This is a genomic window from Clostridium sp. HCP1S3_C6 (assembly GCF_052066735.1).
Taxonomy (GTDB): domain Bacteria; phylum Bacillota; class Clostridia; order Clostridiales; family Clostridiaceae; genus Clostridium.
Genome location: NZ_JBQHRN010000021.1, coordinates 1 through 25,449 on the forward strand (window position 1 = coordinate 1; position 25,449 = coordinate 25,449).

The 25,449-nt window shown below is 26.4% G+C and carries 26 protein-coding genes and 1 pseudogene; 3 read left to right on the plus strand and 24 right to left on the minus strand.

Annotated elements, in window-relative coordinates:
• The 13 genes and pseudogenes from ACTNAO_RS08455 to ACTNAO_RS08515 form a co-directional block, all read right to left on the minus strand.
• Positions 1-100, minus strand: a pseudogene (locus tag ACTNAO_RS08455) (IS607 family transposase); the annotation flags it as partial.
• Positions 101-295: 195 nt separating this feature from the next.
• On the minus strand, positions 296-658 hold the full coding sequence (locus tag ACTNAO_RS08460; RefSeq protein ID WP_441028094.1) for a hypothetical protein: 363 nt from the start codon (positions 656-658) through the stop codon (positions 296-298).
• Positions 648-1,577: a leucine-rich repeat protein gene (locus tag ACTNAO_RS08465; RefSeq protein ID WP_441028175.1), complete on the minus strand. Its 930-nt coding sequence runs from the start codon at positions 1,575-1,577 to the stop codon at positions 648-650. The genes ACTNAO_RS08460 and ACTNAO_RS08465 overlap by 11 nt, the downstream gene beginning before the upstream one ends.
• On the minus strand, positions 1,578-2,156 hold the full coding sequence (locus ACTNAO_RS08470) for a leucine-rich repeat domain-containing protein (RefSeq protein ID WP_441048066.1): 579 nt from the start codon (positions 2,154-2,156) through the stop codon (positions 1,578-1,580). It lies immediately after the preceding gene.
• A 101-nt stretch (positions 2,157-2,257) separates the two neighbouring features.
• Positions 2,258-3,865, minus strand: a complete 1,608-nt coding sequence (locus ACTNAO_RS08475; RefSeq protein WP_441028098.1) for a putative polysaccharide biosynthesis protein — start codon at positions 3,863-3,865, stop codon at positions 2,258-2,260.
• Positions 3,866-3,875: 10 nt separating this feature from the next.
• Positions 3,876-4,844: an RluA family pseudouridine synthase gene (locus ACTNAO_RS08480; RefSeq protein WP_441028100.1), complete on the minus strand. Its 969-nt coding sequence runs from the start codon at positions 4,842-4,844 to the stop codon at positions 3,876-3,878.
• 86 nt (positions 4,845-4,930) lie between these two features.
• Positions 4,931-6,088 carry a M20 metallopeptidase family protein gene (locus ACTNAO_RS08485; protein WP_441028179.1) on the minus strand — a complete coding sequence of 386 codons (1,158 nt, stop codon included), beginning with the start codon at positions 6,086-6,088 and terminating at the stop codon, positions 4,931-4,933.
• A 140-nt stretch (positions 6,089-6,228) separates the two neighbouring features.
• Positions 6,229-6,405: a hypothetical protein gene (locus ACTNAO_RS08490; RefSeq protein ID WP_441028102.1), complete on the minus strand. Its 177-nt coding sequence runs from the start codon at positions 6,403-6,405 to the stop codon at positions 6,229-6,231.
• A gap of 215 nt (positions 6,406-6,620) precedes the next feature.
• The gene (gene srtB / locus ACTNAO_RS08495; protein ID WP_441028104.1) at positions 6,621-7,448 is read right to left on the minus strand and encodes a class B sortase; all 828 of its coding nucleotides are present in this window, start codon (positions 7,446-7,448) and stop codon (positions 6,621-6,623) included.
• Positions 7,449-7,525: 77 nt separating this feature from the next.
• Positions 7,526-8,146, minus strand: coding sequence for an HD domain-containing protein (locus ACTNAO_RS08500; protein WP_441028106.1), 621 nt, complete (start codon positions 8,144-8,146; stop codon positions 7,526-7,528).
• Between the two features lie 15 nt (positions 8,147-8,161).
• The gene (locus ACTNAO_RS08505) at positions 8,162-9,073 is read right to left on the minus strand and encodes a LysR family transcriptional regulator (RefSeq protein ID WP_441028108.1); all 912 of its coding nucleotides are present in this window, start codon (positions 9,071-9,073) and stop codon (positions 8,162-8,164) included.
• Positions 9,074-9,217: 144 nt separating this feature from the next.
• Complete coding sequence (locus ACTNAO_RS08510; protein WP_441028110.1) at positions 9,218-10,525, minus strand: O-acetylhomoserine aminocarboxypropyltransferase/cysteine synthase family protein; 1,308 nt, start codon at positions 10,523-10,525, stop codon at positions 9,218-9,220.
• Between the two features lie 464 nt (positions 10,526-10,989).
• A complete protein-coding gene (locus ACTNAO_RS08515) occupies positions 10,990-12,993 on the minus strand; it encodes an ATP-dependent helicase (RefSeq protein ID WP_441028112.1) in 2,004 nt (667 codons plus the stop codon).
• A 277-nt stretch (positions 12,994-13,270) separates the two neighbouring features.
• Here ACTNAO_RS08515 and ACTNAO_RS08520 point away from each other — a divergent pair, with 277 nt between their 5' ends.
• The gene (locus ACTNAO_RS08520) at positions 13,271-14,743 is read left to right on the plus strand and encodes a nicotinate phosphoribosyltransferase (RefSeq protein WP_441028114.1); all 1,473 of its coding nucleotides are present in this window, start codon (positions 13,271-13,273) and stop codon (positions 14,741-14,743) included.
• Between the two features lie 49 nt (positions 14,744-14,792).
• Here ACTNAO_RS08520 and ACTNAO_RS08525 read toward each other — a convergent pair whose 3' ends face one another.
• From ACTNAO_RS08525 to ACTNAO_RS08535, 3 genes are all read right to left on the minus strand, one after another.
• Complete coding sequence (locus ACTNAO_RS08525; protein WP_441028116.1) at positions 14,793-15,011, minus strand: hypothetical protein; 219 nt, start codon at positions 15,009-15,011, stop codon at positions 14,793-14,795.
• A 105-nt stretch (positions 15,012-15,116) separates the two neighbouring features.
• Positions 15,117-16,328 (minus strand): EAL and HDOD domain-containing protein, encoded by a 1,212-nt coding sequence (locus tag ACTNAO_RS08530; RefSeq protein WP_441028118.1) that lies wholly within the window; start codon positions 16,326-16,328, stop codon positions 15,117-15,119.
• A 178-nt stretch (positions 16,329-16,506) separates the two neighbouring features.
• Positions 16,507-16,833: a hypothetical protein gene (locus ACTNAO_RS08535; RefSeq protein ID WP_441028120.1), complete on the minus strand. Its 327-nt coding sequence runs from the start codon at positions 16,831-16,833 to the stop codon at positions 16,507-16,509.
• Positions 16,834-17,103: 270 nt separating this feature from the next.
• On the opposite strand from ACTNAO_RS08535, the gene ACTNAO_RS08540 reads away from it, so the two are divergent.
• Both ACTNAO_RS08540 and ACTNAO_RS08545 read left to right on the plus strand, forming a co-directional pair.
• The gene (locus ACTNAO_RS08540) at positions 17,104-17,517 is read left to right on the plus strand and encodes a Fur family transcriptional regulator (RefSeq protein ID WP_441028122.1); all 414 of its coding nucleotides are present in this window, start codon (positions 17,104-17,106) and stop codon (positions 17,515-17,517) included.
• 41 nt (positions 17,518-17,558) lie between these two features.
• Positions 17,559-18,509 (plus strand): hypothetical protein, encoded by a 951-nt coding sequence (locus tag ACTNAO_RS08545; protein ID WP_441028124.1) that lies wholly within the window; start codon positions 17,559-17,561, stop codon positions 18,507-18,509.
• A gap of 125 nt (positions 18,510-18,634) precedes the next feature.
• On the opposite strand, the gene ACTNAO_RS08550 is transcribed toward ACTNAO_RS08545, so the two are convergent.
• The 8 genes from ACTNAO_RS08550 to ACTNAO_RS08585 form a co-directional block, all read right to left on the minus strand.
• Complete coding sequence (locus ACTNAO_RS08550) at positions 18,635-19,105, minus strand: hypothetical protein (RefSeq protein ID WP_441028125.1); 471 nt, start codon at positions 19,103-19,105, stop codon at positions 18,635-18,637.
• Positions 19,106-19,203: 98 nt separating this feature from the next.
• Entirely contained in the window at positions 19,204-19,545 is a 342-nt protein-coding gene (locus ACTNAO_RS08555; RefSeq protein ID WP_441028127.1) for a hypothetical protein, read from the minus strand.
• Positions 19,546-19,581: 36 nt separating this feature from the next.
• A complete protein-coding gene (locus tag ACTNAO_RS08560; protein ID WP_441028129.1) occupies positions 19,582-20,112 on the minus strand; it encodes a hypothetical protein in 531 nt (176 codons plus the stop codon).
• A 141-nt stretch (positions 20,113-20,253) separates the two neighbouring features.
• On the minus strand, positions 20,254-20,892 hold the full coding sequence (locus tag ACTNAO_RS08565; RefSeq protein ID WP_441028131.1) for a hypothetical protein: 639 nt from the start codon (positions 20,890-20,892) through the stop codon (positions 20,254-20,256).
• Positions 20,892-23,171, minus strand: coding sequence for a hypothetical protein (locus ACTNAO_RS08570; protein WP_441028133.1), 2,280 nt, complete (start codon positions 23,169-23,171; stop codon positions 20,892-20,894). The genes ACTNAO_RS08565 and ACTNAO_RS08570 overlap by 1 nt, the downstream gene beginning before the upstream one ends.
• The gene (locus ACTNAO_RS08575) at positions 23,158-23,877 is read right to left on the minus strand and encodes an LPXTG cell wall anchor domain-containing protein (RefSeq protein WP_441028135.1); all 720 of its coding nucleotides are present in this window, start codon (positions 23,875-23,877) and stop codon (positions 23,158-23,160) included. Before ACTNAO_RS08575 ends, ACTNAO_RS08570 begins: the two co-directional genes overlap by 14 nt.
• Positions 23,878-23,959: 82 nt before the next feature.
• On the minus strand, positions 23,960-24,739 hold the full coding sequence (locus tag ACTNAO_RS08580) for a BsaA family SipW-dependent biofilm matrix protein (protein ID WP_441028137.1): 780 nt from the start codon (positions 24,737-24,739) through the stop codon (positions 23,960-23,962).
• A 50-nt stretch (positions 24,740-24,789) separates the two neighbouring features.
• Positions 24,790-25,386 (minus strand): signal peptidase I, encoded by a 597-nt coding sequence (locus ACTNAO_RS08585; protein ID WP_441028139.1) that lies wholly within the window; start codon positions 25,384-25,386, stop codon positions 24,790-24,792.
• Positions 25,387-25,449 lie beyond the last annotated feature (63 nt).

Sequence of the window (25,449 nt, forward strand, 5' to 3'; positions counted from 1 at the left end):
TATGTGCTTTTAATTTTCCAGTATTATCCCATCTTTGCAAAGTTAATACTGATACATTTAAAAGTTCTGCAAATTCTTTTGGTTTATAATTTTTACTCAAATATAATCACCTCTAAATATATTATATTACATTTGATTATATTTGAATATATTTTTAATAACTATTAATATTCTCCTTCCTTTCTCATTGATAATTTAGAAAAATGCATAGTATTATTTTTTGATGAATAAAATGCTATTGTATCTTCACTTAAATCTTCATATTTTAGTAAATCAGTAAAATCTTTTTCGCTTTTTAAATAAATCTTAAGATAAGTAATTGTGGAATTACTTCTATTTCTTTATTTAAGCCTTTAAAATCGTAATTATTGTTACCATTGCTATAATTATCTATTATCATTGAATTAAATAATAATTTTTTATACTTATTAATATTTTCAGTAGTATAATCATTAACAAATTCTTCATCTAATATAGTGCTTTCTATTAAATATCCATCCAAATTGTATTGTTTTAATTTATTATTATCTAAAACAAGAACCTTATAATTTCCTTCAAATAAAACATCTATAGGATTTTCACTTGTATTATTAAAATTATATTTGTTTTTTAAAGCAAAAATATATGCGTAACTTCCCTTACACCCATTAATAGGCAAAATATTCTTTTATATTATTTGTATAATGGGTACTTGTATCTCCTAAAAGTTCATTCTTTTCTTCTAAATTAAATATATTTAGAAAATCATCACTTTTTTCTGAATAGTAACTCTTATTTTTATCACTTAAAATATAACTATCATAAAAATGGCCTATTTCATGAATAAGTACTCCTTCCTTATTTTGTTCTTCATTATTTAAATATATTCCTGTTGTAGCTGGTGTATAAAAAGCTATTGTATTATTTTCTAATTCCTCCTCATAAGAAACATTAGAATCAAAATCTTCTTTACTTTGCAAATAAATCTTTAAAGGTGAATCATAAATTTTTTCAACTAATGATGTAGGCAATTCCTTAATTTGTTCATTAATTTTACTAATGTCATAATCATTATCTGCAAGTATTGAATTAATTAACATTTCCTTATACCAATTATTATTGTTTTTTTCATAATTCTCTGAAATAATATTTGTACTAATATTATTCCCAATTTTGTTATATTCTATTAAATTATTATTATCTAAAATTATATCTTTACATTCACCTTCATAAATATTATTAGATGAATCATTTTGTACATCATTAAATTCAAGACCATTTTTTTTTGCAAAACTATAAGCATAACTATTTTTTACTCCACTTATAGTAAATTTACACTTATCAGTATCATTAAATACACTACTTTCTATGCTTGTTACACTTTTAGGTATTTTTACATTTTTAAGATTTTTGCACCCATTGAAAATGCCATACTGTATTTCATTTACACTTTCAGGTATATTTATTTCCTCCAAATTATAGCACTTACTAAAAGCATATTGAAAAATTTGTGAAATAGAGTTAGGTAAATGAACAGACTTTAAAGATTCACATTCAGAAAAAGCTTCTTTTCCAATATATAAAGCTCCACCATTAATTTAAACATTTTCAAGTAATGTACACCCCTTAAATGCCCCTCCTCCTATACCTTTAGAAATACTTGACATTTCAATGTTTCTTATCTTATTGCAGCTTGAAAAGGCATATTCCCTAATTTGTATTATTCTATTAGGTATTTTTACATTTTCTAAATTAGTGCAACCATCAAAAGTATGACTGTCTATTAAACTTAAGGAATTAGGCAATTCAATATTTTCTAAAGCTATGCAATCTTTAAAAGAACTACTTCCTAATTTAATTAATCCTTTGGGCAAATTAATATTTTTTAAATTTAAGCAACCTGAAAAAGCATCTTGCCCAATCTCTGTAATTGTATCTGGAAGAGTAATTTTTTCTATTCCTTCCTTTCCGGTAAAAGATCTATCTCCTATTTTTAATACTTTTTTATTGTCTATTTCAGATGGTATACTTATATTGGTAGAATATGAACCTACATAAGTAATAATTTCTATACCATTTTCATATTCGTCATATACAAAATTGTCATCATCTGTTATTTTATATAAAGTACCATTCCAATAAGAATCTTTTTCATAATATCCCCTATTTTTGTTAATATACTTACTATTTTAAACTATTGTTATATTATTTTCCACTAATACTTTATTTGTCACAAAAAAACTGCTGCAAAAACACTTAAGCAACAGTTTTTTATAAATTATTTAAGCTTTACCCTTATAAATCTTGGCAAAAATTTTATTATCTTAGGTGAAATAGATTCTATATCCTGCTTTCTAATTCCCTTTATAAGAATCATTGAATAGAAATATATAAATCCTCCAAATATTAATGATAATATTAAAAATATTATTGATAAATATCTTGATGGTGATAAAAATCTATATACTATACTAAATGGATATTTAATTAATATTATAGTACCTGCCATTAATGCAGATGCAAATAGAGGTTTTAATATAATTTTCATCATTGGCAATTTCATTTTCATAGTTTTTTTAATTTTTTTGTGATTTAAAAGTGCCGGTATCAAATGCCAGAAACAATTACCTATTAAAACACCATAAATATTAATATCCGTTATCCCAACAAATATATAGTTTAATGTAATTTTAAAAATTATGCCAATAACAAATGTACTAAGCATATAATAAAATTTATTTATACCTTGAAGTACTATTGACTGAAGTTGAGTTGTGGCCATTAGAACAATTACAAAGGAACCATAAAACATTAATGATGCTCCATTTGTATTTCCTGTAAGCGCCCTATATACATCATCACAGGCTACAGAAAGAGCTATAGCTGCTGGAATGGCTATTATATATATAAGCTTAAAGCCCTGTCTTATTTTTCTTCTTGCTTCTTTATGATCTTTAAGTACAACAGACTTTGAAAGTGCTGGCAAAACAGTTGTACCTATTGCTGTTATTATTACAAGAGGTACTCCATAAAGTGTCTGATAAAAGCCTAAATGTCCATATAAAATATCAGCATCTGTTGGTGAAAATCCAGCTACTAAAAGTCTCGCCTTAACATTAAATAAATCAATAAGACCTCCTAAATTTTGAAGTCCTGCACTTAAAATAATTGGTATAGAATAAGCTATAAGCTTATGAAGTATTCTTTTGTCACTTATTCTTTTACCATTATCATATTCTATTGCCTTATGCTTATATTTATTTTTAAAATAGCAATATACAAGGTAAAAACATGCAAAAAGTGCGCCTACAGATGTACCTACCTGCGCTCCTGCATTACCAAAGGCAAGACTTGCTTTTACTAAAATATAAGCACAAGCTAAGCTTAAAACAATATTTACAGCCTGTTCAATTATTTGAGATACTGCAATAGATGTCATATTATTTTTACCCTGCATAAAACCTCTATATGTAGATAATATAGATGTAATTACAACACAAGGGGCAAGAGCCATAATCCCATAAGCTATATCAGGTGAATTAGTTTTTTGGGCAACTATTGGTGCTAATGCTACCATTAAAAGTGCCAAAATAAATGCCACTGATCCATAAAGCTTTCTTGATATTTTTAGTGCTCTAAGAGCTCCTTTCTCACTACCTGTTGCTGAAAGTTCTGCTACTACTTTTGCTATGGCAGGTTGTGCTCCCATACAAGCTATTGCATAAACAAACACAAACACTTGAGTAGTTTGAGAATACATACCATATCCCTTATCACCTAGTATACTTTTTAACGCAGGTGTATAAAAAACTGATAAAACTTTTACTAAAATACCAGCAATTGAAAGCACAAACATTCCCTTTGCTGCTGAATTTGTTTCTTTCATATTTTTTCCCCTATCTTAACGAAAATTTAAATACATCTTGCTTAATTTTCTTAAAAAGAGGCGGAAGTGATGCTGGTATAGTTTTATTTTTTAAATAATCAAGCTTTCCCCCTACATTTCTAAATATTAATTTATAAGCATATAAATACTGATAATTTAAACCATATTTATTGTCAAAAAAAGAGTTTAGTTTTTTGTCACCATATTTATTGTCACCAACTACAGCATTGCCTAAATAAGCAAGATGTGCTCTTATTTGATGACTTCTTCCTGTAATTAAATGAATTTCAAGAAATGAATAAGCTCCATTTGTTTGTATGGTTTTAACTTCCATTGATATTTCCTTAGAGCCTTGAACCTTTTTATCAAAAATCTGAGATACATTATTATTTTCATCTTTTTTAATATATCCACTATATAAACCATCTTTAATTTTTCCTTTTACTAAGGTATTATAGTATTTTTCAATTTCATTTTCTCTTATAGCCTCATTTAAAAGTCTAAGACCTTCAAAGGTTTTTCCAAATAAAACTATACCTGATGTATTTCTATCTAATCTATTGCATGGTGCTGGTGTAAATGTAATTTCATTTTCTGGTGTATAATCACCTTTTCCATTTAAATATGAAAGTACATAATCAGTTAAAGTTGGTTCTTGCTTTTTACTATCTGGATGAACTAAAATTCCAGGCCACTTTTCAACTAATAATACATCTACGTCTTCATATATAATTTTTAAACCACTTGCATTTACTTTAATGAAATTTTCCTTTTTTTCTTTTTTAGTTTGAATATATTTTATTGTTACTATATCTCCATCTAAAAGAGAGTATTTTTCCTTTTGCTTTTTTCCATTAACTCTAACATCACCTTTTCTAAGTGCTTTAAATATTGCACTTAAAGGTACATCCTTTAAAAGTTTTCTTAGGAATTTATCAAGCCTTTGTCCTGCTTCGTTTGGGCCTATTTCTATCTTCAAGTATATCACTCCTAATTTTTTCCACTAGAATAGTTTATTCATTATATTAGATTAATATTATTTCATCATATTGTCAAATTATAATCTTATTCTTCTAAAAAATCATATGCTACTTGACATTGAATAGCAATTCCAATTTTAAGTGCTTCTTCATCTATATTAAATTTACTACTGTGGGCAGGCTTTGTTGTGTTTTTTTTACTATTTCCAGTTCCAACATAATAAAAACATCCAGGAACTTTAGATGCAAAGTAAGCAAAACTCTCTACTCCCATACTTATTTCCCTTTGATATAAAACATTATTTGAACCTATTATTTTTTTTGCAGAATTTATTAACCTATCACACATTTTTTCATCATTATATAAACTAGGATATCCTTCTTCTATTTCGATTTTTACTGTAGCCCCATGAGCTTTTGCTATATATGTTGCTATATTATATAAACTTTCTTTTGATATTTTTCTATCATTGTTATTGGTAGTTCTAATAATGCCACTTAAAGTAACTTCCTTTGGTATTACATTTTTAGCAGAGCCCCCATTAATTGATCCAACAGTTACAACTACTGGATTTTTAGGTGATATTTTTCTTGAAGAAATAGTTTGAAATGCCATAATTATTTCAGCAGCTACTACAATTGGATCTATTGATATGTCAGGTGTTGCACCATGAGCACCTTTTCCAATTATAATTATTTTAAAGGGATTAGAAGCAGCATTTATATATTTTTTGCGAACCATTATTTTATTTGTTTCAAGATTTTCAGTTACATGAAGTCCAAAAACTGCATCAACCTGCGGATTTTCAAGAACTTTTTCTTCTATCATTATTTTTGAACCACCAACAGTTTCCTCAGCAGGTTCAAAAATAAGCTTAACAAAACCACTAAATTCACTTGAATGATCTTTTAATATTTTTGCTGCAATTAAAAGTATTGCCATATGGGCATCATGACCACAAGCATGCATAATTCCAATATTTTTTGATTTGTAAGAGACATTATTTTCTTCTAATATAGGAAGAGCATCCATATCAGCTCTTAATGCAATAACTTTTGGTATCTTTTCTGATATTTTGCTTCCTTTAATTAATCCAACCACTCCTGTTTTACCACATGTATAGTAAGGAATGCCTTGCTTTTTCAAATATTCTATTATTATTTTACTTGTGCTTATTTCATTTAGTCCAAGTTCTGCATTTTCATGAAATTTTCTTCTTAATGATATAGCTTCCTTCTCCATCTTTGCAGCTTCTTCTAAAAAGTCCTTCAAAATGCTACCCCCATATAAAATTCATATATTAATATTTTATACAGAGCTTATTAACTTATGCATAAAATTATGTATAAAAAAAGAGACTGCATATAACAGTCTCATAATATTTATACTTCTTTAGCTTTTAATTTATTTTTAATATCAAACATTTTCTCTTCAAGCTGATCAATTTGCTTGTCAAGTAATTCTGCATCTTTTTGTCTTGAATGTGACTTTTTATCTAATAAATCGTCTATTTCCTTTACTGTTCTTAAAAAATCTAATGCTAAATCATAACAATTCATTATAATTCCTCCCTTAAGCAACTAAATTTGTTATTTTTATATAACTTACTATATCTTATTATCGTTTTGTAGTATAAATACTTGACCCCTTTTAAGTAACTGCTTAGAATGCTTGTAAGAAAATAATCTAACAATTACTACTTACATTATAATATTTAATTTTTACATAATCTAGTACAAAATTTAAAATTAAGAAATTTTTAATACTAATTATTTTATTCACTTTTTATAAGCTTTGCATGTATTAATAACCTTCCATCATCCATACTATAATCACATGTTGATAAGGTAACTATTTTATCATTTGGGGTAAATTCTTTTATATCATCATTTTGAACAAGAGATTTTTCTTTTAAACCCTTTAAAAAATTTAGATAGTCTTCATCCTTTTCAAATCTATTTTTGTATGGAGCATTACTTACTTTCTCAACATACACTGAAAATATCTCATATTCATATGTATGATCTCTAGTTGAAATATATACTATTTTATTATTATTAAAGAAATCATATTCCCTTGAAAATAATCCTTTCCATTTGTATTTATAAAGCTGTCCAAACATGCTTCCATTTTTCATATGATGACCATGAATAGTTGTATTTCTATCATTAAAATCATCATTATTATTAGCCCCTAAAAATATAGAGCCACCAGTTAACAAATATTTATCTAAGCAATGTTCTAAATAATATTCATTATCATCAGATTGCATAATAGGATAATTAGCTGTTGTATTTTCAACTGTAATCCATCCCTTAAAATCATTATTTTTTTCTTTAAGTTCATCAAACTTAATTGGATCCATTACATATCTTTTTCCTAAATTATCATCTACTAAAGTAGGACCATATTCCTTTTGAATTGCAGAATAATACTTATAATTTTCATAATAATCTCTTACTATAAGAAATAAATTAAAAGCTGAATACAAAAATACACATAAAGAAATAAAAAATATTATTTTTCTAATAACTTCTTTAAATGAATTTTTATTGTTACTCTTCTCTTCTTTTATATTATTTTTTTTCTCCTGTTCCCCCATATGTTACCTCACTAATAAAATATTTTACTTAATTATATATTTTTTTTAATACTTGTTCAATAATTTTTAGTTTTTTATTAAAATTCAATATCAAACTCATATTGCTTTATAAATTCTTTTGTGAGTTTTAATTTTTCATTCCATATTTTTTTACCTGGTTGCGTAACAAGTGGACATTCTATCATTTTTTTATAAATATGATCTTTCATTTTCTGTAAAATTTCTTCAAAGGATGTATCATTTTTAGCTTTTATCCATGTATCAATAACAAGACCCATAGCACCAGTATCATCAAGAACATCAGCTTCTAATAATATAATCATTTCGAGACTTGTACTAATATTGTATAAAAGACTTTTGTCTGAATGTTTTAATATTAAACTGCATATATGCTCTATCTTTTCGTTACTAAAATTGGTATTATTAATCAAATATTTTCTGCATATTTCACTACTATAAATTGCATGATTATTAAGGTTCTCTTCCTTTGAATATCCTGCATCATGAAAAATAGCAGCTATATAAAGATTTTCTCTATCAAAACTTACATTAAGCTCATTACACAAATATTTTACCCACTTTAGTACTCTTTTTGTATGAGCAAATCTATCATAATCTATTGCAATTTTATTTTTACTTTTTCCTCCTTGTTTTCCTTTTAACAAATTTTCTACAAATAAAAGCATTTCCTGATACACAAGTTTTCCTCCATTTTATAAATTAATGCACTTTGACAAGTATTTTTTTATTTCATCAATATACATCTTTCCAATATTGCTTATTACACTATTTTTTCTTGTAATATAACCAATTTTCATTATTTGCTCTGTTTCTAAAGGAACTGCTCTATAATCACTTCCATTTAGTTCTTCACAAATAATACCAGAACATAATGTATATCCATTTAATCCTACCATTAAATTAAGCATGGTAGCTCTATCACAAGCTTTTATTATTTTAGGATAATTATATGTACTTAAAATTTCTTCTGCAAAATAAAAAGAGTTATTTTCCCCTTGCTCAAAAGCAAGACATGGATAATCTTCTAATTCTTTCATTGTAATAATTTTATTTTTTGCTAATGGATGATCTTTCCACAAATATACATATCCCTTACACTTAATAAGTTCCTCAAATTGAAGTTCATTTGATTTTAAAAGCTTATGTATTACTTTTTCATTAAAATCATTTATATATAATATTCCTATTTCACTTTTTCCATTTTTAACATCTTCTAAAATACTATTTGTTCTTGTTTCCCTTATGGCAAATTCATATTTATTCATATCAAAGTCTTTTACCATTTCAACAAATGCCTTTACAGCAAAAGAATAATGCTGAGTTGACACTCCAAATTTTTTCTTTATATCATGATTTATATATTTTTCTTCAAGAAGTTCTACCTGATCTAATATTTGCTTTGCATATATTAAGAACTCTTCTCCCTCCTGAGTTATTACAACTCCCTTGTTAGTTCTTGAAAAAATGGTTATTTGCAGTTCATCTTCAAGTTCCTTAATAGCACTAGATAAACTTGGTTGAGAAACAAATAAATTTTTAGCTGCTTCATTCATTGAATTAGTATTTGCAATTGCAATTACATATTTTATCTGCTGCAAGGTCATTTTTGACACCCCATATATTTTATTAAAAAGCTATTTAACTTTTATTCAAGTATATTACATATATATATTATTGTCTAATGATAAAAAATAAAGACTGAGTATTAAAAATTTTATCTTCTAATACTCAGTCTATTATATTTTTTATTATTTTACAGCTTTAAATGCTTCATCTAAATCTTCAATTATATCATCAATATTTTCTGTACCTATTGATAATCTTATTGTATTTGGTTTAATACCTTGATCTAAAAGTTCTTCTTCTGTAAGTTGAGCATGTGTAGTTGATGCTGGATGTATTACAAGTGACTTAACATCAGCAACATTTGCAAGTAAAGAGAATAATTCTAAATTATCAATAAAGTCCTTAGCTTTTTGTGCATCACCTTTAATTTCAAATGTAAATATTGAACCTCCACCATTTGGGAAATACTTCTTATATAATTCCTTTTGAACTGGATCCTTTGAAACTGCTGGATGATTAACTTTTTCAACTTGTGGATGATTATTTAAATATTCAACTACCTTTAATGCATTTTCAACATGTCTTTCAACTCTTAAAGATAATGTTTCAAGTCCTTGTAAGAAAATGAAAGAATGTATTGGTGAAATTGTAGCTCCAGTATCTCTTAATAATATGGCTCTAATTTTTGTTACAAAAGCTGCTGGTCCTACTGCTTTTGTAAAGCTTATTCCATGATAGCTTGGATTTGGATCTGTTAATGATTTGAATTTGCCACTAGCTTCCCAATCAAATTTACCACTATCTATAATTACTCCTCCAATTGTTGTACCATGACCACCAATGAACTTTGTAGCAGAATGTACTACTATATCAGCACCATATTCTATAGGTCTAACTAAATATGGAGTAGCAAATGTATTATCTACAACTAATGGTATTTTATGTTCATGAGCAACTTTAGCTAAAGCTTCTATATCTACAACATCTGAATTAGGATTTCCTAAAGTTTCTATATATACTGCTTTTGTATTATCTTTAATAGCATTTTTAACTTCTTCTATATTATCTGGATCAACAAATGTTGTAGTTATACCATAGTTTGGTAATGTATGTTCAAGTAAGTTAAAAGTTCCTCCATATATGTTTTTAGCTGCCACTATGTGATCACCATTTTGAGCTAAATTTTGAATTGTGTAATCTATTGCTGCTGCACCTGATGCAACTGCTAATGCAGCTACACCACCTTCAAGAGCTGCTATTCTCTTTTCAAATATATCTTCTGTTGGATTTGTTAATCTTCCATATATATTTCCCGCATCTGTTAATCCAAATCTTGCTGCTGCATGATCGCAATTTTTAAATACATAAGATGATGTTTGATATATTGGTACTGCTCTTGAATCAGTAACTGGATCTGGTTGTTCTTGTCCCACATGTAATTGTAAAGTTTCAAATTTTAAATTTCTTTCTTCATATTTCTTTTTAGTCATAATTATCTCCTCCAAAATTCACTTATAATTTTTAATATAGTAACTTAAAAAATTTCTAATTAATAAAACTTCTACATTCGTCTTTCCTCAATTGTCACTCTATTATAATTATGAATCACTCTCATAAAACCAACTCCTTATCATATTTAATAGCTTATATGTTTTATATGTTTACTAGGACTTGCTATGTATATATAGTATCACCTGCTTCCATTACTGTAAATTATCTAAATTTTATAGCTTGTTATAACTTTTACCTTTAACAACCTTATTAGCTATTAACAAAAAAATCAAGAATATATTTGCTTTAACTTTGCAAATATATTCTTGATTTTATCTATATTAGAACTAACCTAATTCTTCTTCTATTTCATTATTCATATTATCTTCAGTATTTTTTCTTTTTCCATAATCTTTTAAAATTCCTTAACATTCTTAGGAACCACACTACTAACATGATAATTTTATTCTAACACCTCAATAAGCTTGCTTCTAAGAAGTATATCAAGGACAAAATTTCTTCTTACTCCATTTTCAAATAATATGCTAATTTCATTATCTGAAATACTTTGAACAATTCCTATTCCAAAGGCATTATGTTTAATTTTTGCCCCCTTAACAAGTCCTTTTTGTGTTGCCTTTTGAAGCTTTAACTCACCTTCTTTTATAAATCTTGAAACTTCTTTTATATTGTTTCCTTTAACCCTTGGTGCATAAAGATAAAGATTTTGTATTGCTCGAGTAATTGCTACATAAAAAAGTCTTCTTTCTTCTTCTATGTTAGTATCCTTACTAGAAGCATGAGGTATAATATCCTCTATGCAGTTCATAATAAAAACATTTGGAAACTCCATACCTTTAACTCCATGAATTGTACTTAATAATATTCTATTTTTATCTGTACTTTTTTTACTTTCTTCTATATTTTTATTAAATTCCTCTACATGTGCAAAAAATTCTGGTATACTTTTAAATTCTGCAGCAGATGTTTTAAAAGCTTCTACTATTTCTTCTAAATCTTCAATACTACTTGAAAATTTTTTAGAATATTCTTTTAAATAATCAATATAACCCATTTCGCTAATAATATATTGTATAGCTACATTTAGGGAAGATTTTGAAAGAAAAGCAAAATCTCTTTTTAAATCATCTAATTTTTTTCTTTGAAATGATGGTGTATCTTCTTTTTGAATTAATATATCAAAGGGATTTATATCTTCTTTATAATCTCTTACATAGCTTAAATTAATTTTGCTTATATATCTAAAAGGCTTATTTATAATTTTAAGAAAAGCTTCTCTATCATTATTGTTATAAACAAGTTGCAAATAAGATAATAAATCTCTGCATATAAAATGACTAAAAAAATTATATTCTCTATCAATCATAGTAAAAGGCATATTTCGTCTTATAAATACATCTATTATAGACATAGATTCAATATTAGTTCTATATAAAACAATGTTATCACTATAATTGTAGTTACCTTTTATTAGTTCTTGTATCTTATTTGATATTTCTTCACATTGAAGCCTCTCACTAGATGATTCTTGAAATTCTATAATCCCCTCCTTTTCATTATTCCACAAAATTTCTTTTTTATTTCTTTTTTTATTATGTGAAATTATCTTTTTGGAAAGTTCAATTATATTTTTAGTACTGCGATAATTTTTAGATAAATAATATTTTTTTCCACCTGTAAATATCTTATTAAATGTAACCATATACTCTGGTTTTGAACCTCTAAAACTATAAATGCATTGGTCCTCATCTCCCACAGCAAAAAGATTATTTTCATTTCCCTTATTTATTAAATTTAAAAAATCAATTTGAAGTTCATCACAATCTTGAAATTCATCTACAAGTACATATTTAAATAAACCCTTATAGCCCTCTCTTATTCTTTTATTATTTTCAAAAAGTTTTAATGTTTCAATAGCCAAATCATCAAAATCCATTAAATTATTTTCATCCTTATACTTAGAATAAGCTTCTAAACATTCAATAAATATATCCTTAGAAAAAGATGGTTTAAAAGCTTCTAGAGTATTCCTTGAGGTTTTATATAAAGATATGTTATTAAGAGCTTCTTTAATTTTATCTTCATTTACTTCATCAAAATATCTTCTAAGAACTGACTCCATTATCTTATTAGATATATATCCTTGAATTATATTTATATTAATTCCATACCTTTTTAAAATTTGATAAAAAAGTCCATGAAAAGTACCAAAAAAAGGTGTCTTTGATCTATTGAAGGCCTTTTTATACCTATCTTTCATATTCAATGCAGCAGCTTTTGTAAAAGTTATTACAATTATATTATCCTCTGATATTAATTTTTTTCTAATAAGATAATCTATTCTATTAATTATTACAGTAGTTTTACCTGAACCTGGAGCTGCCACTACTAAAATATTTTTTTCTTTCGCCTCCACTGCTTCCATTTGATATTTATCTAACTTCATTTAAGCATTCTCCCACAAAACATTGTTAATAAATTTATTATGTATTAATTTTTTCTTTTTTACAATATATTATTATTTTTTTGACACATAAAAGTAACAATAGTTACATATAATAAAAGTACAAAGAAGAATAAAAGCTTCTTTCTTATCCCCCTATAATTTTGTACTAAAAAGACCAAGGTAACCCCCTAAACCTTGGTCTTTTTAATATAAAAAATTGTATTATTATTCTAATGTTGTACAATATAATTGTATAAAAACTTTTGAGGTGAAATTTATGAATAGTACAGAAAAATTTAATTTTAAGTCTAGAAGAAATTTATCAATGCTTTTAGATTTTTATGAACTTACCATGGGAAATGGATATTTAAAAAATGGTCTTAAAGATAAAATAGCAGTTTTTGATATGTTTTTTAGACGAATACCTGATGGTGGTGGATACACTATTATGGCCGGTCTTGATCAACTTATTGAATATTTACAAAATTTGAAATTTGATGATTATGACATAGAATATTTAAAAAGTAAAAATTGTTTTTCAGAAGATTTTCTAAATTATTTAAAGGATTTTAAATTTGAATGTGATGTATATGCAGTTCCTGAAGGCACACCAGTTTTCCCAGGTGAACCTCTTGTAACTATAAAGGGACCTATTATACAAGCTCAGCTTTTAGAAACAATGGTACTTCTTACAATAAATCATCAAACATTAATTGCAACAAAATCAAGCAGAATATGTAGAGCAGCTGGTAACAGACCTGTTATGGAATTTGGTTCAAGACGAGCACAAGGATATGATGGTGCTATATATGGTGCAAGGGCAGCAGTTATTGGAGGATGTAGTTCAACTGCATGTACAATGTCTGATCAATTATTTAATATTCCTGCTGTTGGCACTATGGCTCATAGTTGGGTTCAACAATTTGATTCTGAGTATGAAGCCTTTAAGGCATGGGCTGAAATATACCCTGATAATTGTCTTTTGCTTATTGATACATACAATGTTATAAAATCTGGAATTAAAAATGCAATTAAAGTATTTGATGAATGTTTAAAACCAAAGGGTATAAGACCAGCAGGTATTAGAATTGACTCCGGAGATATAACATATCTAACAAAAAAATGTAGACAAATATTAGATGAAGCTGGGTATACTGATGCAAAAATTGTTATTTCAAATTCTCTTGATGAATATATTATAAGAGATGTTTTAGAGCAAGGAGCATGTATTGATTCTTTTGGTGTAGGTGAAAGACTTATTACAGCAAAATCTGAGCCAGTATTTGGTGGAGTTTATAAGCTTGCAGCAGTAGAAAAAAACGGCACATTAATTCCTAAAATTAAAATAAGTGAAAATGAAGAAAAAATAACAAATCCAGCTTTTAAAAAAATAATTAGAATATATGACAAAGAAACAAATAATGCTTTAGCAGATCTTTTATGCTTAAAAAATGAGGAAATTGATATTTCAAAACCTATTACTATTTTCAATCCTGTATATACATGGAAAAGAAAAACTATAAAAAATTATTATATAAAAGAACTTCAAGTACCTATATTTAAACAAGGAAAACTTGTTTATAACTCTCCTTCTGTACTTGAAATTAAAGAATATGCCAAAGAACAACTTAATAATATATGGCCAGAAGTATTAAGACTAGAAAATCCACATAAATATTATGTAGACTTATCCCAAGAACTTTGGGACTTAAAAGATGAACTTTTACACAAAAATGTATTTTCTGAATAAGTAAAAAAGCGTACTATGATAAAAAATAATCATAGTTACGCTTTTCATTTTACAAACCTGAAATATTTAAATATTTAAAATTTAAAAGTGTGCTATCTGCATAATCATCTTGAATTATATCTTTATATTTCAAATTAAATTTATCATAATCAGACAAATATTCCTTAAAAGCACACTCTTCTCCTTTAAATTTTAACTCCTGCATAGGACACTCCCCATAACAAGATACTGTTTCACCATTACATGACCAAAATGGACATTTACTCATAATTCCCCCACCCCTTTTAACTTTTGAAAACGAAATCATTAACTATTTGTATTATATTACATTTTTAATAGAATTTAAATAGCTAATGTTTTAAAAAAAGTTAAATTATTTTAAACTAATTGTTAATTCATTTAACCAATCAATGGAATCAAGGTACATTTGCAACAATTCTTTTTTATTTAATGATAATTTATCAGTTAAAAAATCCATTTTTTCACTGTCCATTACTTCATATGCTTTTACTAAACTTAAAATATTCCCAAGAGCGTTTTCTTTTCCAAGAAGTGCATCCTTTATATCATTATCTATTGGAAGTTCACTTACGATACTTTCCATATCCATATTAATAAATTCATTTAAATTAGAAAATAAACCAACTATAAATGCATGAGATTTCTTTTCCTTAGATATCTTATCACATATAAGCTCGCAAAGTCTTCCTCTTATAATAGTATTATTACTTAATTCTTCATTACTATCTATCTGCATTTCACTTATTACTATTAATGTTAGCCATTTTCTAAGTTCTTCACGTCCAAGAAGCATTATAGCTTGTCTTATAGAACTAATTTTTTGTACAAAGGAAAAAGCTGCAGAATTTAAAAATCTCATAAGCTTATAGCTAATACCCACATCTGACTTAATTATAAATTCAATTTTATCTATATCAAAATTATCTTTTAAAAGTTCAAGAATTATGTTAAATCTATTTACATTTCTGGCTGTAATGTCCTTATCCATCACTCTTTCACTTTTCCCAAAAAATGAGCCTTGAAAATATGTATACCCTTCTTTCACTGAATCATTATACTGCATTTCATTATCCACATTAATAGCCATAAACATAGCTTTACTATTAATACTTGAAATATGATTTTTTAAATATATTCTCTTTTCCTTAGAAAGAACACTAAAATCAATTTTATAAATATCAATAAAATTTTTAAATTCTTTTATCTTGTCAATATTAGATATATTATACATAGAAATAGTATAACCATCTTCCTTAAGTTCTTTTAATGCTTCTAAAGTTTCTGAATTTAATATAAAATCTTCTGAAATGTCAACTATAATTACTTCACGACCAAGAAGTGATGGAATGTCTTCAAGGATAGCTATTTCATTAAACTGCACAAAAGCTTTTTTGCTACTTGTAAAATGACTAATTCCAATTGTACCACAGCTACACAGTAGCTGCAATTTGGCATTATCACTATCTTCATTGCTTACTGTATTACTATTGTAAAATTTTAATTCAAATGCTTCTACTTTTTTATTTTTATTATAAACACCTTGTCTTGCAAAAAATATATCCATATTACTTCTCCTACTTCTTTATAATTACATTTTTTATACCTATTTAAGTTTATTATACATTATTTCAAATTGATAGTGTCTATTTTCATATGAACATTATTTTAATTATTATTAAAATTTTTGATAATATTTCACAAAAAAATAACAAGATATTTTAATACCTTGTTATTTAAAAAAACTATTTTATTTTACTATTCTTTACAACTGAAATATCAATAATTTCATTTAAAAAGGCTTTTAACAATGCCTTTTCAAGGACTTTTTCTCTGTCAAAAGTTTCTATATCCTTACATACTGCAAAAACTTTATTTTTTTCTCCTGCTACATTTCTGTAAGTTAATGTAACATTAGGTTTATCATACTCAACATTAATTATCTTAATGCCCCAAGAAAGATTTGCATAATCATCTTCTACTGTAAGATGGGTAAGTTTCTTTAACTTCTCTTTTTCCTTATTAGGATCATTTACTATTATAAGTTCATCTCCAACTTTATACTTAGCCATATATAACACTTCCTTATGTTCTTTCTCCTATAAATAACAATAACATATATTATTATACTTAATATGTTAAGTTTATCACCACTTTAACATAAATGCAAATGAATGAATAAATTAGTTATTTACATAAACATTTAATTTAAAAGTAATTATTCATTAATAATTTTTATTAATCATAGTTTTATTTTATAATAATAACTATCTTTTAAAAACCACTTGCTTTTTGTAGAAGTTTTTTGTATAATCAATTACAAATATAAAGGAGTGATTATTATGGATGATATTATCTCAATTTTTAAAGATAAAAAACTTAAGTTAACTCCTCAAAGACTTGCTGTTTATAAATATTTAATGGGTACAACAGCTCATCCAACTGCAGAAACAATCTATAATGCCTTACATAAAGAATATCCTACTATGAGCTTAGCTACTGTTTACAAAGCTTTAAAAACTTTAGCTGAAGTTGATTTAATTCAAGAAATTAATGTAGGAGAAGGAAATTTTAGATATGATGGTAATGCAGAGCCTCATCCTCACATTCAATGTATAAAGTGTGGAAAGGTTGATGATCTTGGCGATTTATCTTTTAACCATTTAAATAGTAAGGCTAAAGATTATACTTCTTTTGATATTTTATACAATAAGGTTTATTTTTACGGAGTATGTACTAATTGCAAAAATTCATAATCTAAAAATCATCTCATATAAATTTATGAGGTGATTTTTTTATGAACCATTTGTTATTAAAAAACAATTATATACAAGCAATTTTATCATTTATTCTTATTATGACATTTTTAATTATATATTACCCAATTAACAAAACCTCTGGGAAATCTCTTTTAACACTTAGTGAAAATGATACTTCATCAATATCACTAGATATTAATGGTGATGGAATTGTAGATAATGCTTATATAAAAAACTCAAAAATATATTTAAATTTAAACAAGAAAACTTTTTGTCTTAATGATTTTTTTCAATCAAAAACTATTATCTCAGCAAAATCCTGGCCTATTAAAGTATACTTTAAAAAAATATCTCGAAAAAATTCCTATGATATTATAGTAGAAGCCATGGAAAATTCTAATAAAAATTGCATTATGGTATTTTCCTTCAATAATGATATGCTTGAAAAAAAATATGAAAGTAACAATAATATTTTTGGTATTCTTAATTTAAATACTTCAAAAACACCTGAGTGTTTTTCATTAAATTCCTCTTGCGGAAATAATTCTAAAGACTCTTTTATGATTATATCTAATAAGAAAAAAGATATAACTAAAAATTCTCATGATATACCAGATATTGATGCAATGCTTAAACTTGTTAATATTATAGAAGCTGATTATGAAATTAATGAAACAAATGATATTTTTAGTCCTAATATATCATCTGAAGAACTCGGAATTTTATGGAATTTAAATAAAGAATATAATCATTACAGCTTTCAAAATGCTTATTTTGAAAATAATTCCTATGATTCAAAGGGAGAATTAAAATCAATAAAATGGACTTTATCCTTTGAAAAATATCCCCTTGGAAAAGATGATTCATATAAAAAAGAAATAATATTTAATGTAATAACAGAAAAATGCCAAGATACATTTAAAATATCATCTATTACTAATAATAACAAGGAATTAAATTTATATACAACATATAAAAAAGACCACTAAATAATAGTGGCCTAAAAGGGGGATGGGGGGGTACTAAATAATTGCCTAAAGGTAAGCTTTTATTTAGCCAGGAGAATTTCTCCTGTACAATTATTAGTATTACCTTTTTTTCTTTTTTTATTCATTTATTTAAGTAATATATCAATTATATTATCTATAAACACTTGCTTTTTCAAATCTACAATTTGTTTTAAATTAATTAAAAATTTCATATTGTCTTCATCTATTTTTTTTATTTTTGCTTTTTCTAAAATACTTTTTACATCTTTATTATTTAAATTGTTACTTTTCTCTAAATCATTAGAATTATGTTCTTTTTCGTTTTGTGGATTATTATTATACTTCATACCATTATTAAAATTATGGTTTTTCATTTCTTCATGTAATCCATTTATATCATATCCTTCTCTATTCATTGATGATAATATGTTATTAATTCTATTCATATCAATATTGCCACCAAACATAGATAAAAGCTGCTGAGGGGTTATGCCAAATGGATTATTCATAGGTCCTCGCATATTATTTCGCCATGAATAACCAAAGTTCTGATTATTCATATTTCTATTTCTGTCCTTATGCCTTCTTTTAGACATAAATCTGCCTCCATTATTTCTTTACTTTATTATATGTACATTTTTAATTTTTGCTATAATTTTTGGAGGATGTTTTTTTCATCCTCCACCTAACTTTACTATATACCAAATAGACCATTTTGGCAGCCACAACCATTGCCGCTCCATCCATATAGTAAGAATAGTAATATTATTAAAATTGAACTAGTATTTAATAATCCTGCACCACAGGCTATTAACCAAAAAATTATAGCTTCCCAACAGCCATTATTGCAGCCACCAAAGATTCCATTGTTTCCATAATTATTATTATAGCCATTCATCATATTATTGCAGCAACAACAATTATTACAACAACAGCTATTACAACAACAATCACAACAACATGCTGGTTGCATGCCATAAGGTGTCATTACGCAGCAACATTTACAGGAATTATCTTTGTGTTTTTTCTTTGACATAGCTTATCCCTCTCCTTATATTGTTTTTTTATCTCTCTAGCAGCCACAACCACAGCTATCTCCAAAACATCCTCCGCCGCAACTATCTCCAGAACATATAAATAAAAGAACTAATAAGAATAGCCACCATGCTCCACCAAAGAATCCATTATTACCGCCATTATTACCATATCCATTCATCATATTGTTGCAGCAACAGCAGCAACTGTTACATCCACAGCAATTGTTGCATCCATCATTCTTTTTCTTTTTTCCACTATTGCAGCAGCAACAACATGGCATATAATAGTTACCATATCCACCATAACCATAGTTATTACCACCCCAGCCGCCATAGCCGCCGCAGCCATTTCCTCCCCATCCAAAGAAGAAGAATAAAAGAATTATCCATATCCACCAGCCGCCAAAGCCGCCTCCAAAACCGCAGTTTCCGAAATTTCCTAACCCATTACATCCATTATTGCACCCACAGCAATTACCGCTATTATTGCAGCTACAATTATTGCCAGAAGAACAGTTATCACTAGAATTATTATTTAATCCATTAATAATATCATTAATCTCCATATTATTTCCTCCTAAGAATAAAATAATTAATTTTTATACTATATCTTATTCTAAACAACATTATTTGACACCATTTTTTTATTTTAGTAGTCAAAAAAAATCTGCCTACTACTTAAGGAGACAGACTTTTTAATAAAGTTTTTAATAATTTTTATCAACAGCTTCTTTTAATATATTTTGAAGAACATTATCATTAATTTTAATCCAATTATCTTCAAAAGCATATTTTGTTTTCATTCCATGTTCATCTTGAAAAACAATTTTTGTAGCTTGAACTGCTTCAGATTTTACATCAATTTTAATTTCCATATCTTTTATAGTTTCTTTATAATCTCTAGAAATTTCTACAGATTTTAATAAGGATTCTGTTCTTGATTTTTCATAAGCCCCTTCTTTTGTTCCTTTTAATACTTTTTTATAGTAATAGTATCCATCATTGCCTTTATACCAGTAATCACTATAGTTATCCATAAAATTAAGCTTAATTTTCTCCATATCAATTGCTTTAACTTCCTGTGGATTATTAGGATCAAATAATCTTACATTTATACTTACTCTTACTAATGAATCTGTATCAATAGGATTTTCTGTCCAAACTTCCTTGTAACCTGTTACTGGATCAAAATTCTCATTTATTTCTGTTTTTATACTTCCTACTAAAAAGTTATTTTTCACACTATCTTTTGATGAAAATGATGCAAGTGTTACCCCAAGGGCAATTGCTGCAGTTATAAGAATTAAAGAGATAATAATTGCAGTTACTTTGTTTTTTTTCTTCATTATTTGTCACCTGCCCCTATTTGTAATGACTCTATTGTATTTACTTTTACATCATCATCATAAAAATTTCTATTTGATATTTTCTTATTTATAATATAAATAATATCTTTATCTTTTATATTGCTGACATTTTCTTCTACTAAACTACTGTTTGTTATTTTTATATTTTTATTTAAATTTACTAGCTTGCTATTTTTAATGGCAAAATCAGTATAATTCATAGGCACAATTTCTGATATAGTATATTTTACTCCATAAAATAAATCTTTAATTAAATATTCTTTATTTAATTGTGCTTCTAAATTATATAAAGAATCATCACTGCCTTTTATACTTACAGAATAAGTTTTTTCTTCATTTTCCTCATTTATACCTTCATTATCTAATATCTTTTTAATCTTTAATGATGGCCTTTCTATTTCAAAATTTATTTCAGATTCTTCATATTCATTATTTTTGCTTACTATTACTTTATTTTTTAAGTAATAAGCCTCTTTTTTTGCCTTTGGTTCTAAAAGATCATAACTTATTACTATATTAACTTCTTCTTTGCCTTCTAAGTTGAAATTATTCACATCAAAATCTTCAGGTGATTCAATGGTCCAATTATTATCTTTTATTATTTCCCCAAGTTCATTAGAAAGTGTATCTTCTAATTTTAATTTTTTTATCTCTCTATTAGAATTATTTTTAATTAATATATTAAAAAATATTTTATCTCCTGGTAAAAATTTAGTATCTTCAATTTCATCTACTTCTTCAGTATCATTTCTAATATACTTTTTTATTGTTTTATTAACTGATATATTAAATTCTTCAATTTCTTTAGTCTTTACTATAAATTCTGCTTCCTTTGCCATAGTAAGACCTCCACCTAAATAAGACACATAAGATTTTACTGTATTTTTATATTCACCTGATTTTGCATCTTCTTCACTTATTTTGTGCTTAAGAATACTTGGAAAATCTACTTTAATACTTTCATTATAATTACTATTTTCAGGAAGAACCTTTAACAAATCTAACGCTTCTTTACCTTCTTTAGTAATACCATTGCTTGTTATTTTCAAATCACTATAATCTTGAATTTCTTCATTTTTATCATAATTTCCATCATTATTTTTATCTAAATATACTCCATCATTTGTTATTTTTACTTTCAAATTATCATCTTGAAATGTAATATTAGCATTACTAAATTTTTTATTTTTATTATTTTTTATAGAAAAAGTATAATAAACATCAGTATCTTCCTCTATTTTATTTTCATCATCACCACTAACTAAATCCTTATTGTTTCCTTCATTATCTTTTATATAAGCATCTTTTTCTAAAGAATAATCTGGTTCATCAGCACAATAAACTTCTAGCTTTGACATACCGCCTCCACCACAAAGATCTGCTGCAAGTATTTCTATAGTATGGTTATTTCCATCTTTTAAATAACTTGTAATATCTCCAAGTCTTAAATTTTCTCCATCTCGATTTGTTGATTCATCTAAATGAGCATGCCAATAATCTGTGTTAATACATTCATTTAAATGACTACTATTTGTACATGCAGGTTTTTCTTTTTTTTCATTCCAATATAGTGGAGTAAATTCTAATTTTTGACCATTTATATACATTGCTCCATTATAAACATGGTTTGAAAAATTCATCTTTGTAACTTTACCATCTACTAAAATAATAACTATATCATTTATTGGAAATATAAGACTTTTATTATTTAAACCTACAAATACTTTTTTATCTCCAATATCTGATAAATTGAAAGTTCCTTTAAACATTCTCCATTCAAGCTCTTGATGATCATTTCCAAAAAACCTCCATGTAGCAAAGTCCGGGTACTTAGCCAAATTATCCTCTGATATTCTACTTACATAATCATTATAATATCTATTGTTTTTGTTTTTTCCATCCCATACATTTTTATTTTCTGCTGGATCTAATATTTTCTCTAAATATCCCAAAGTATAATATTGAGGATTTTCAGGTGTTGGCTTATTTATTCTAAATACACCTTTTTTAGAAACTTCAGTATTATCATTAAAATTATTTCCGTGTATTTTTATTCTATCATCCTCTGGTGTTCTGCTCCAATTTACATCTATATTTTCATATTCACCTTCACTACTTGAATCACTAGCTAAAATATTTTTTCCTTTAATACTTGGAAATAATATTACTTGAAAAAGAAATATAGTGGATATTATAAATACAAGGGGCATTATTTTTACTTTGTTTTTTTTATATTTACATAATCTAGTTTCTTTCATTTCTACCCCTCCTATTTAATACACCTTTTATTGCAAAGTAAGATGCTAACAAAAAGCATAACATGAAAATCACCAAAAATAATATTGCAAAAGGATCACCAGTTTTAAATTTTGTAATAATATTGTTAACTGGAGTATTTATATTCTTTGTAGTTTGTATATAATTATTTACAGGTTTTTCTATATTTTCATTATCACCTACTGCAGTAAATATCCATTTAACTTTAGCAATTTTGTTTTTATATTCATTACCTGCATTTTTATCAAAATTAACCTGAGCCTGAAGTTCTTTAACATCACCTGGATTAAAAATTCCAAGGTCAATATTACTGCTCATACCATCTATTCCTGATGCATTTCCCTCATAAATAATTTTCCCCTTATATGTTATTTTTAAGCTTAAAACATTAAATAAATCGTCTTCCTTATCTTCTGTCATTTTTTCTGCTCTTAAATATAATTTATAAGAATCATCTCTTCTATTTCTAATGGTCATACTTCTTGATATAGTATCACCAGGAAGCATATCCTTATTTTCTAAAAAAAGTTCATCACCAGGTATAAAGACAATTCCATTTGCATTTCCATCAAGAATTACATTAGAAGGTACTGTATCATCTGCCAAAACAGTTATACCTGAAATAATAATAAACAGTGCAGTAAAACTAAATATGGCACTTAAAATGCTGCCTTTATTTTTTTTCACTTTTAAGCCTCCTTTGCCACTTTAATTAAAGAAAATAAAGGGCATACAAAAAATGCAAGCCCTTTATTTATTGTTTATTTTATTATTTATATACTTCTTGAGATGTTGGTTGAGTTTTAGTTCCTTCTCCTTCATATTGTTCATTTCCTACGCCTACTGAATGAATCTTATCTTCTTGTAGAACAGCCAATTTACTAAGAACAGCATCTCCAGCACCTTTAAATTGCTGTGCAAATGCACTATTTTTAGCCTGTACAGCTTCTGCATCTACATCCACATCAAATATTGCATTTTTATATTCATTTCCTAAACCTAACTCTAAACTAACTGATCTTAATAAAGAAGTAGTCAAAGTATTTTCTAAATCTCCATTTTCATTATTAGCTCTTACTTTTCCTATAAAATAATAATAGTCATCATTACCTTTTAGCCAATATCCATTTTCACCATCCACAAAAGCATTTTCACTAAAGTTTAATTTTACAACATTAATATCTGGTGATGATGTTTCAGATAACCACCATGAAGGTTTTTCATCTTTAGAAACATCTACATGATTACCTTGTCTATCCAAATTCATCCATTTTGGTGTTAATTTAACTCTAATAAATTGGTCATAATTTGCTAAGTTTTTAACCTGTACAAGTTTTGGTCTTGTATCACCTGGTAATAATTTATCCTGTTCTGGAAAGTATTCGTTTATGTCAATTCCGCTATTTGGATCATCACCAATATTACCTCCCTTTGTTTCGAATTGGTTAACAACAGAATCTTGAGATGTAAAATATGCCAAAGTTCCTCCTACAACTCCTACTGTTAATGTCCCTGCCACTAATAGTGTTACAATTTTTCTCTTATTCATCTTAATACCCCCGATGTTTTATAAATATTATAATAATTAATATAATAAATTTAATTATTACCACCATCACTACACTTAACTGCCTTGTCTTTTTTTAAAAGCTTAATTGCAATTGTCCAAAGCAGTATTAATCCTATTATCACTGACATAATGATAACCTTATGTTCATTAAGAAATTTAAGAATAGTACCAAATCCAGGTATAACCTTAACTACCTTACCTATTAAATGGTCAGAATCCACAAAACCACTATCTTGTATATTATTTGCATCTCCCTTTGTAATTAAATTTATATTATTTGAAACTGCAATAGAATCTACCCTGTGAGTAACAGTATTGTTAGATTCTCTTGAAGTAAAAGTAATAACATCTCCAATTTTTATATTGTCTATATCTGTATTTTTAGTTACTACAAGATCTCCTGCACATATATTAGGTTCCATACTGCCAGTTAAAACTCCATAAAATCTATATCCTAGTATTTCAGGCTGCTTTCCCTTTACCTTTGCATTAATTAAAAATACACAAAAGACCATAAAGAATAATATGAGCAAAGTAAAAATAATATTAGATAATATATTTATTATTTTTATAATCCTTCCCAAAATACTTTTGTCCTTTTTCCTTTTTATCCTTTTACTTCTCATATTTCTTACTCCTAATAATTAAATTTAGAAACTTGTCCTTAAAAGACTGTCTTAATCACTTAC

Excerpts from the sequence above, each read along its gene's own strand:
- ACTNAO_RS08525 (WP_441028116.1), bottom strand. The coding sequence starts at position 15,011 with ATGAGTAAATGTCCATTTTGGTCATGTAATGGTGAAACAGTATCTTGT.
- ACTNAO_RS08560 (WP_441028129.1), bottom strand. The coding sequence starts at position 20,112 with ATGGAGATTAATGATATTATTAATGGATTAAATAATAATTCTAGTGAT.
- ACTNAO_RS08555 (WP_441028127.1), bottom strand. The coding sequence starts at position 19,545 with ATGTCAAAGAAAAAACACAAAGATAATTCCTGTAAATGTTGCTGCGTA.
- ACTNAO_RS08485 (WP_441028179.1), bottom strand. The coding sequence starts at position 6,088 with ATGGAGAAGGAAGCTATATCATTAAGAAGAAAATTTCATGAAAATGCA.
- ACTNAO_RS08515 (WP_441028112.1), bottom strand. The coding sequence starts at position 12,993 with ATGAAGTTAGATAAATATCAAATGGAAGCAGTGGAGGCGAAAGAAAAA.
- ACTNAO_RS08520 (WP_441028114.1), top strand. The coding sequence starts at position 13,271 with ATGAATAGTACAGAAAAATTTAATTTTAAGTCTAGAAGAAATTTATCA.
- ACTNAO_RS08535 (WP_441028120.1), bottom strand. The coding sequence starts at position 16,833 with ATGGCTAAGTATAAAGTTGGAGATGAACTTATAATAGTAAATGATCCT.
- ACTNAO_RS08570 (WP_441028133.1), bottom strand. The coding sequence starts at position 23,171 with ATGAAAGAAACTAGATTATGTAAATATAAAAAAAACAAAGTAAAAATA.
- ACTNAO_RS08505 (WP_441028108.1), bottom strand. The coding sequence starts at position 9,073 with ATGACCTTGCAGCAGATAAAATATGTAATTGCAATTGCAAATACTAAT.
- ACTNAO_RS08490 (WP_441028102.1), bottom strand. The coding sequence starts at position 6,405 with ATGAATTGTTATGATTTAGCATTAGATTTTTTAAGAACAGTAAAGGAA.
- ACTNAO_RS08585 (WP_441028139.1), bottom strand. The coding sequence starts at position 25,386 with ATGAGAAGTAAAAGGATAAAAAGGAAAAAGGACAAAAGTATTTTGGGA.
- ACTNAO_RS08580 (WP_441028137.1), bottom strand. The coding sequence starts at position 24,739 with ATGAATAAGAGAAAAATTGTAACACTATTAGTGGCAGGGACATTAACA.
- ACTNAO_RS08565 (WP_441028131.1), bottom strand. The coding sequence starts at position 20,892 with ATGAAGAAAAAAAACAAAGTAACTGCAATTATTATCTCTTTAATTCTT.
- srtB (WP_441028104.1), bottom strand. The coding sequence starts at position 7,448 with ATGGGGGAACAGGAGAAAAAAAATAATATAAAAGAAGAGAAGAGTAAC.
- ACTNAO_RS08475 (WP_441028098.1), bottom strand. The coding sequence starts at position 3,865 with ATGAAAGAAACAAATTCAGCAGCAAAGGGAATGTTTGTGCTTTCAATT.
- ACTNAO_RS08545 (WP_441028124.1), top strand. The coding sequence starts at position 17,559 with ATGAACCATTTGTTATTAAAAAACAATTATATACAAGCAATTTTATCA.
- ACTNAO_RS08550 (WP_441028125.1), bottom strand. The coding sequence starts at position 19,105 with ATGTCTAAAAGAAGGCATAAGGACAGAAATAGAAATATGAATAATCAG.
- ACTNAO_RS08530 (WP_441028118.1), bottom strand. The coding sequence starts at position 16,328 with ATGGATATATTTTTTGCAAGACAAGGTGTTTATAATAAAAATAAAAAA.
- ACTNAO_RS08510 (WP_441028110.1), bottom strand. The coding sequence starts at position 10,525 with ATGACTAAAAAGAAATATGAAGAAAGAAATTTAAAATTTGAAACTTTA.
- ACTNAO_RS08540 (WP_441028122.1), top strand. The coding sequence starts at position 17,104 with ATGGATGATATTATCTCAATTTTTAAAGATAAAAAACTTAAGTTAACT.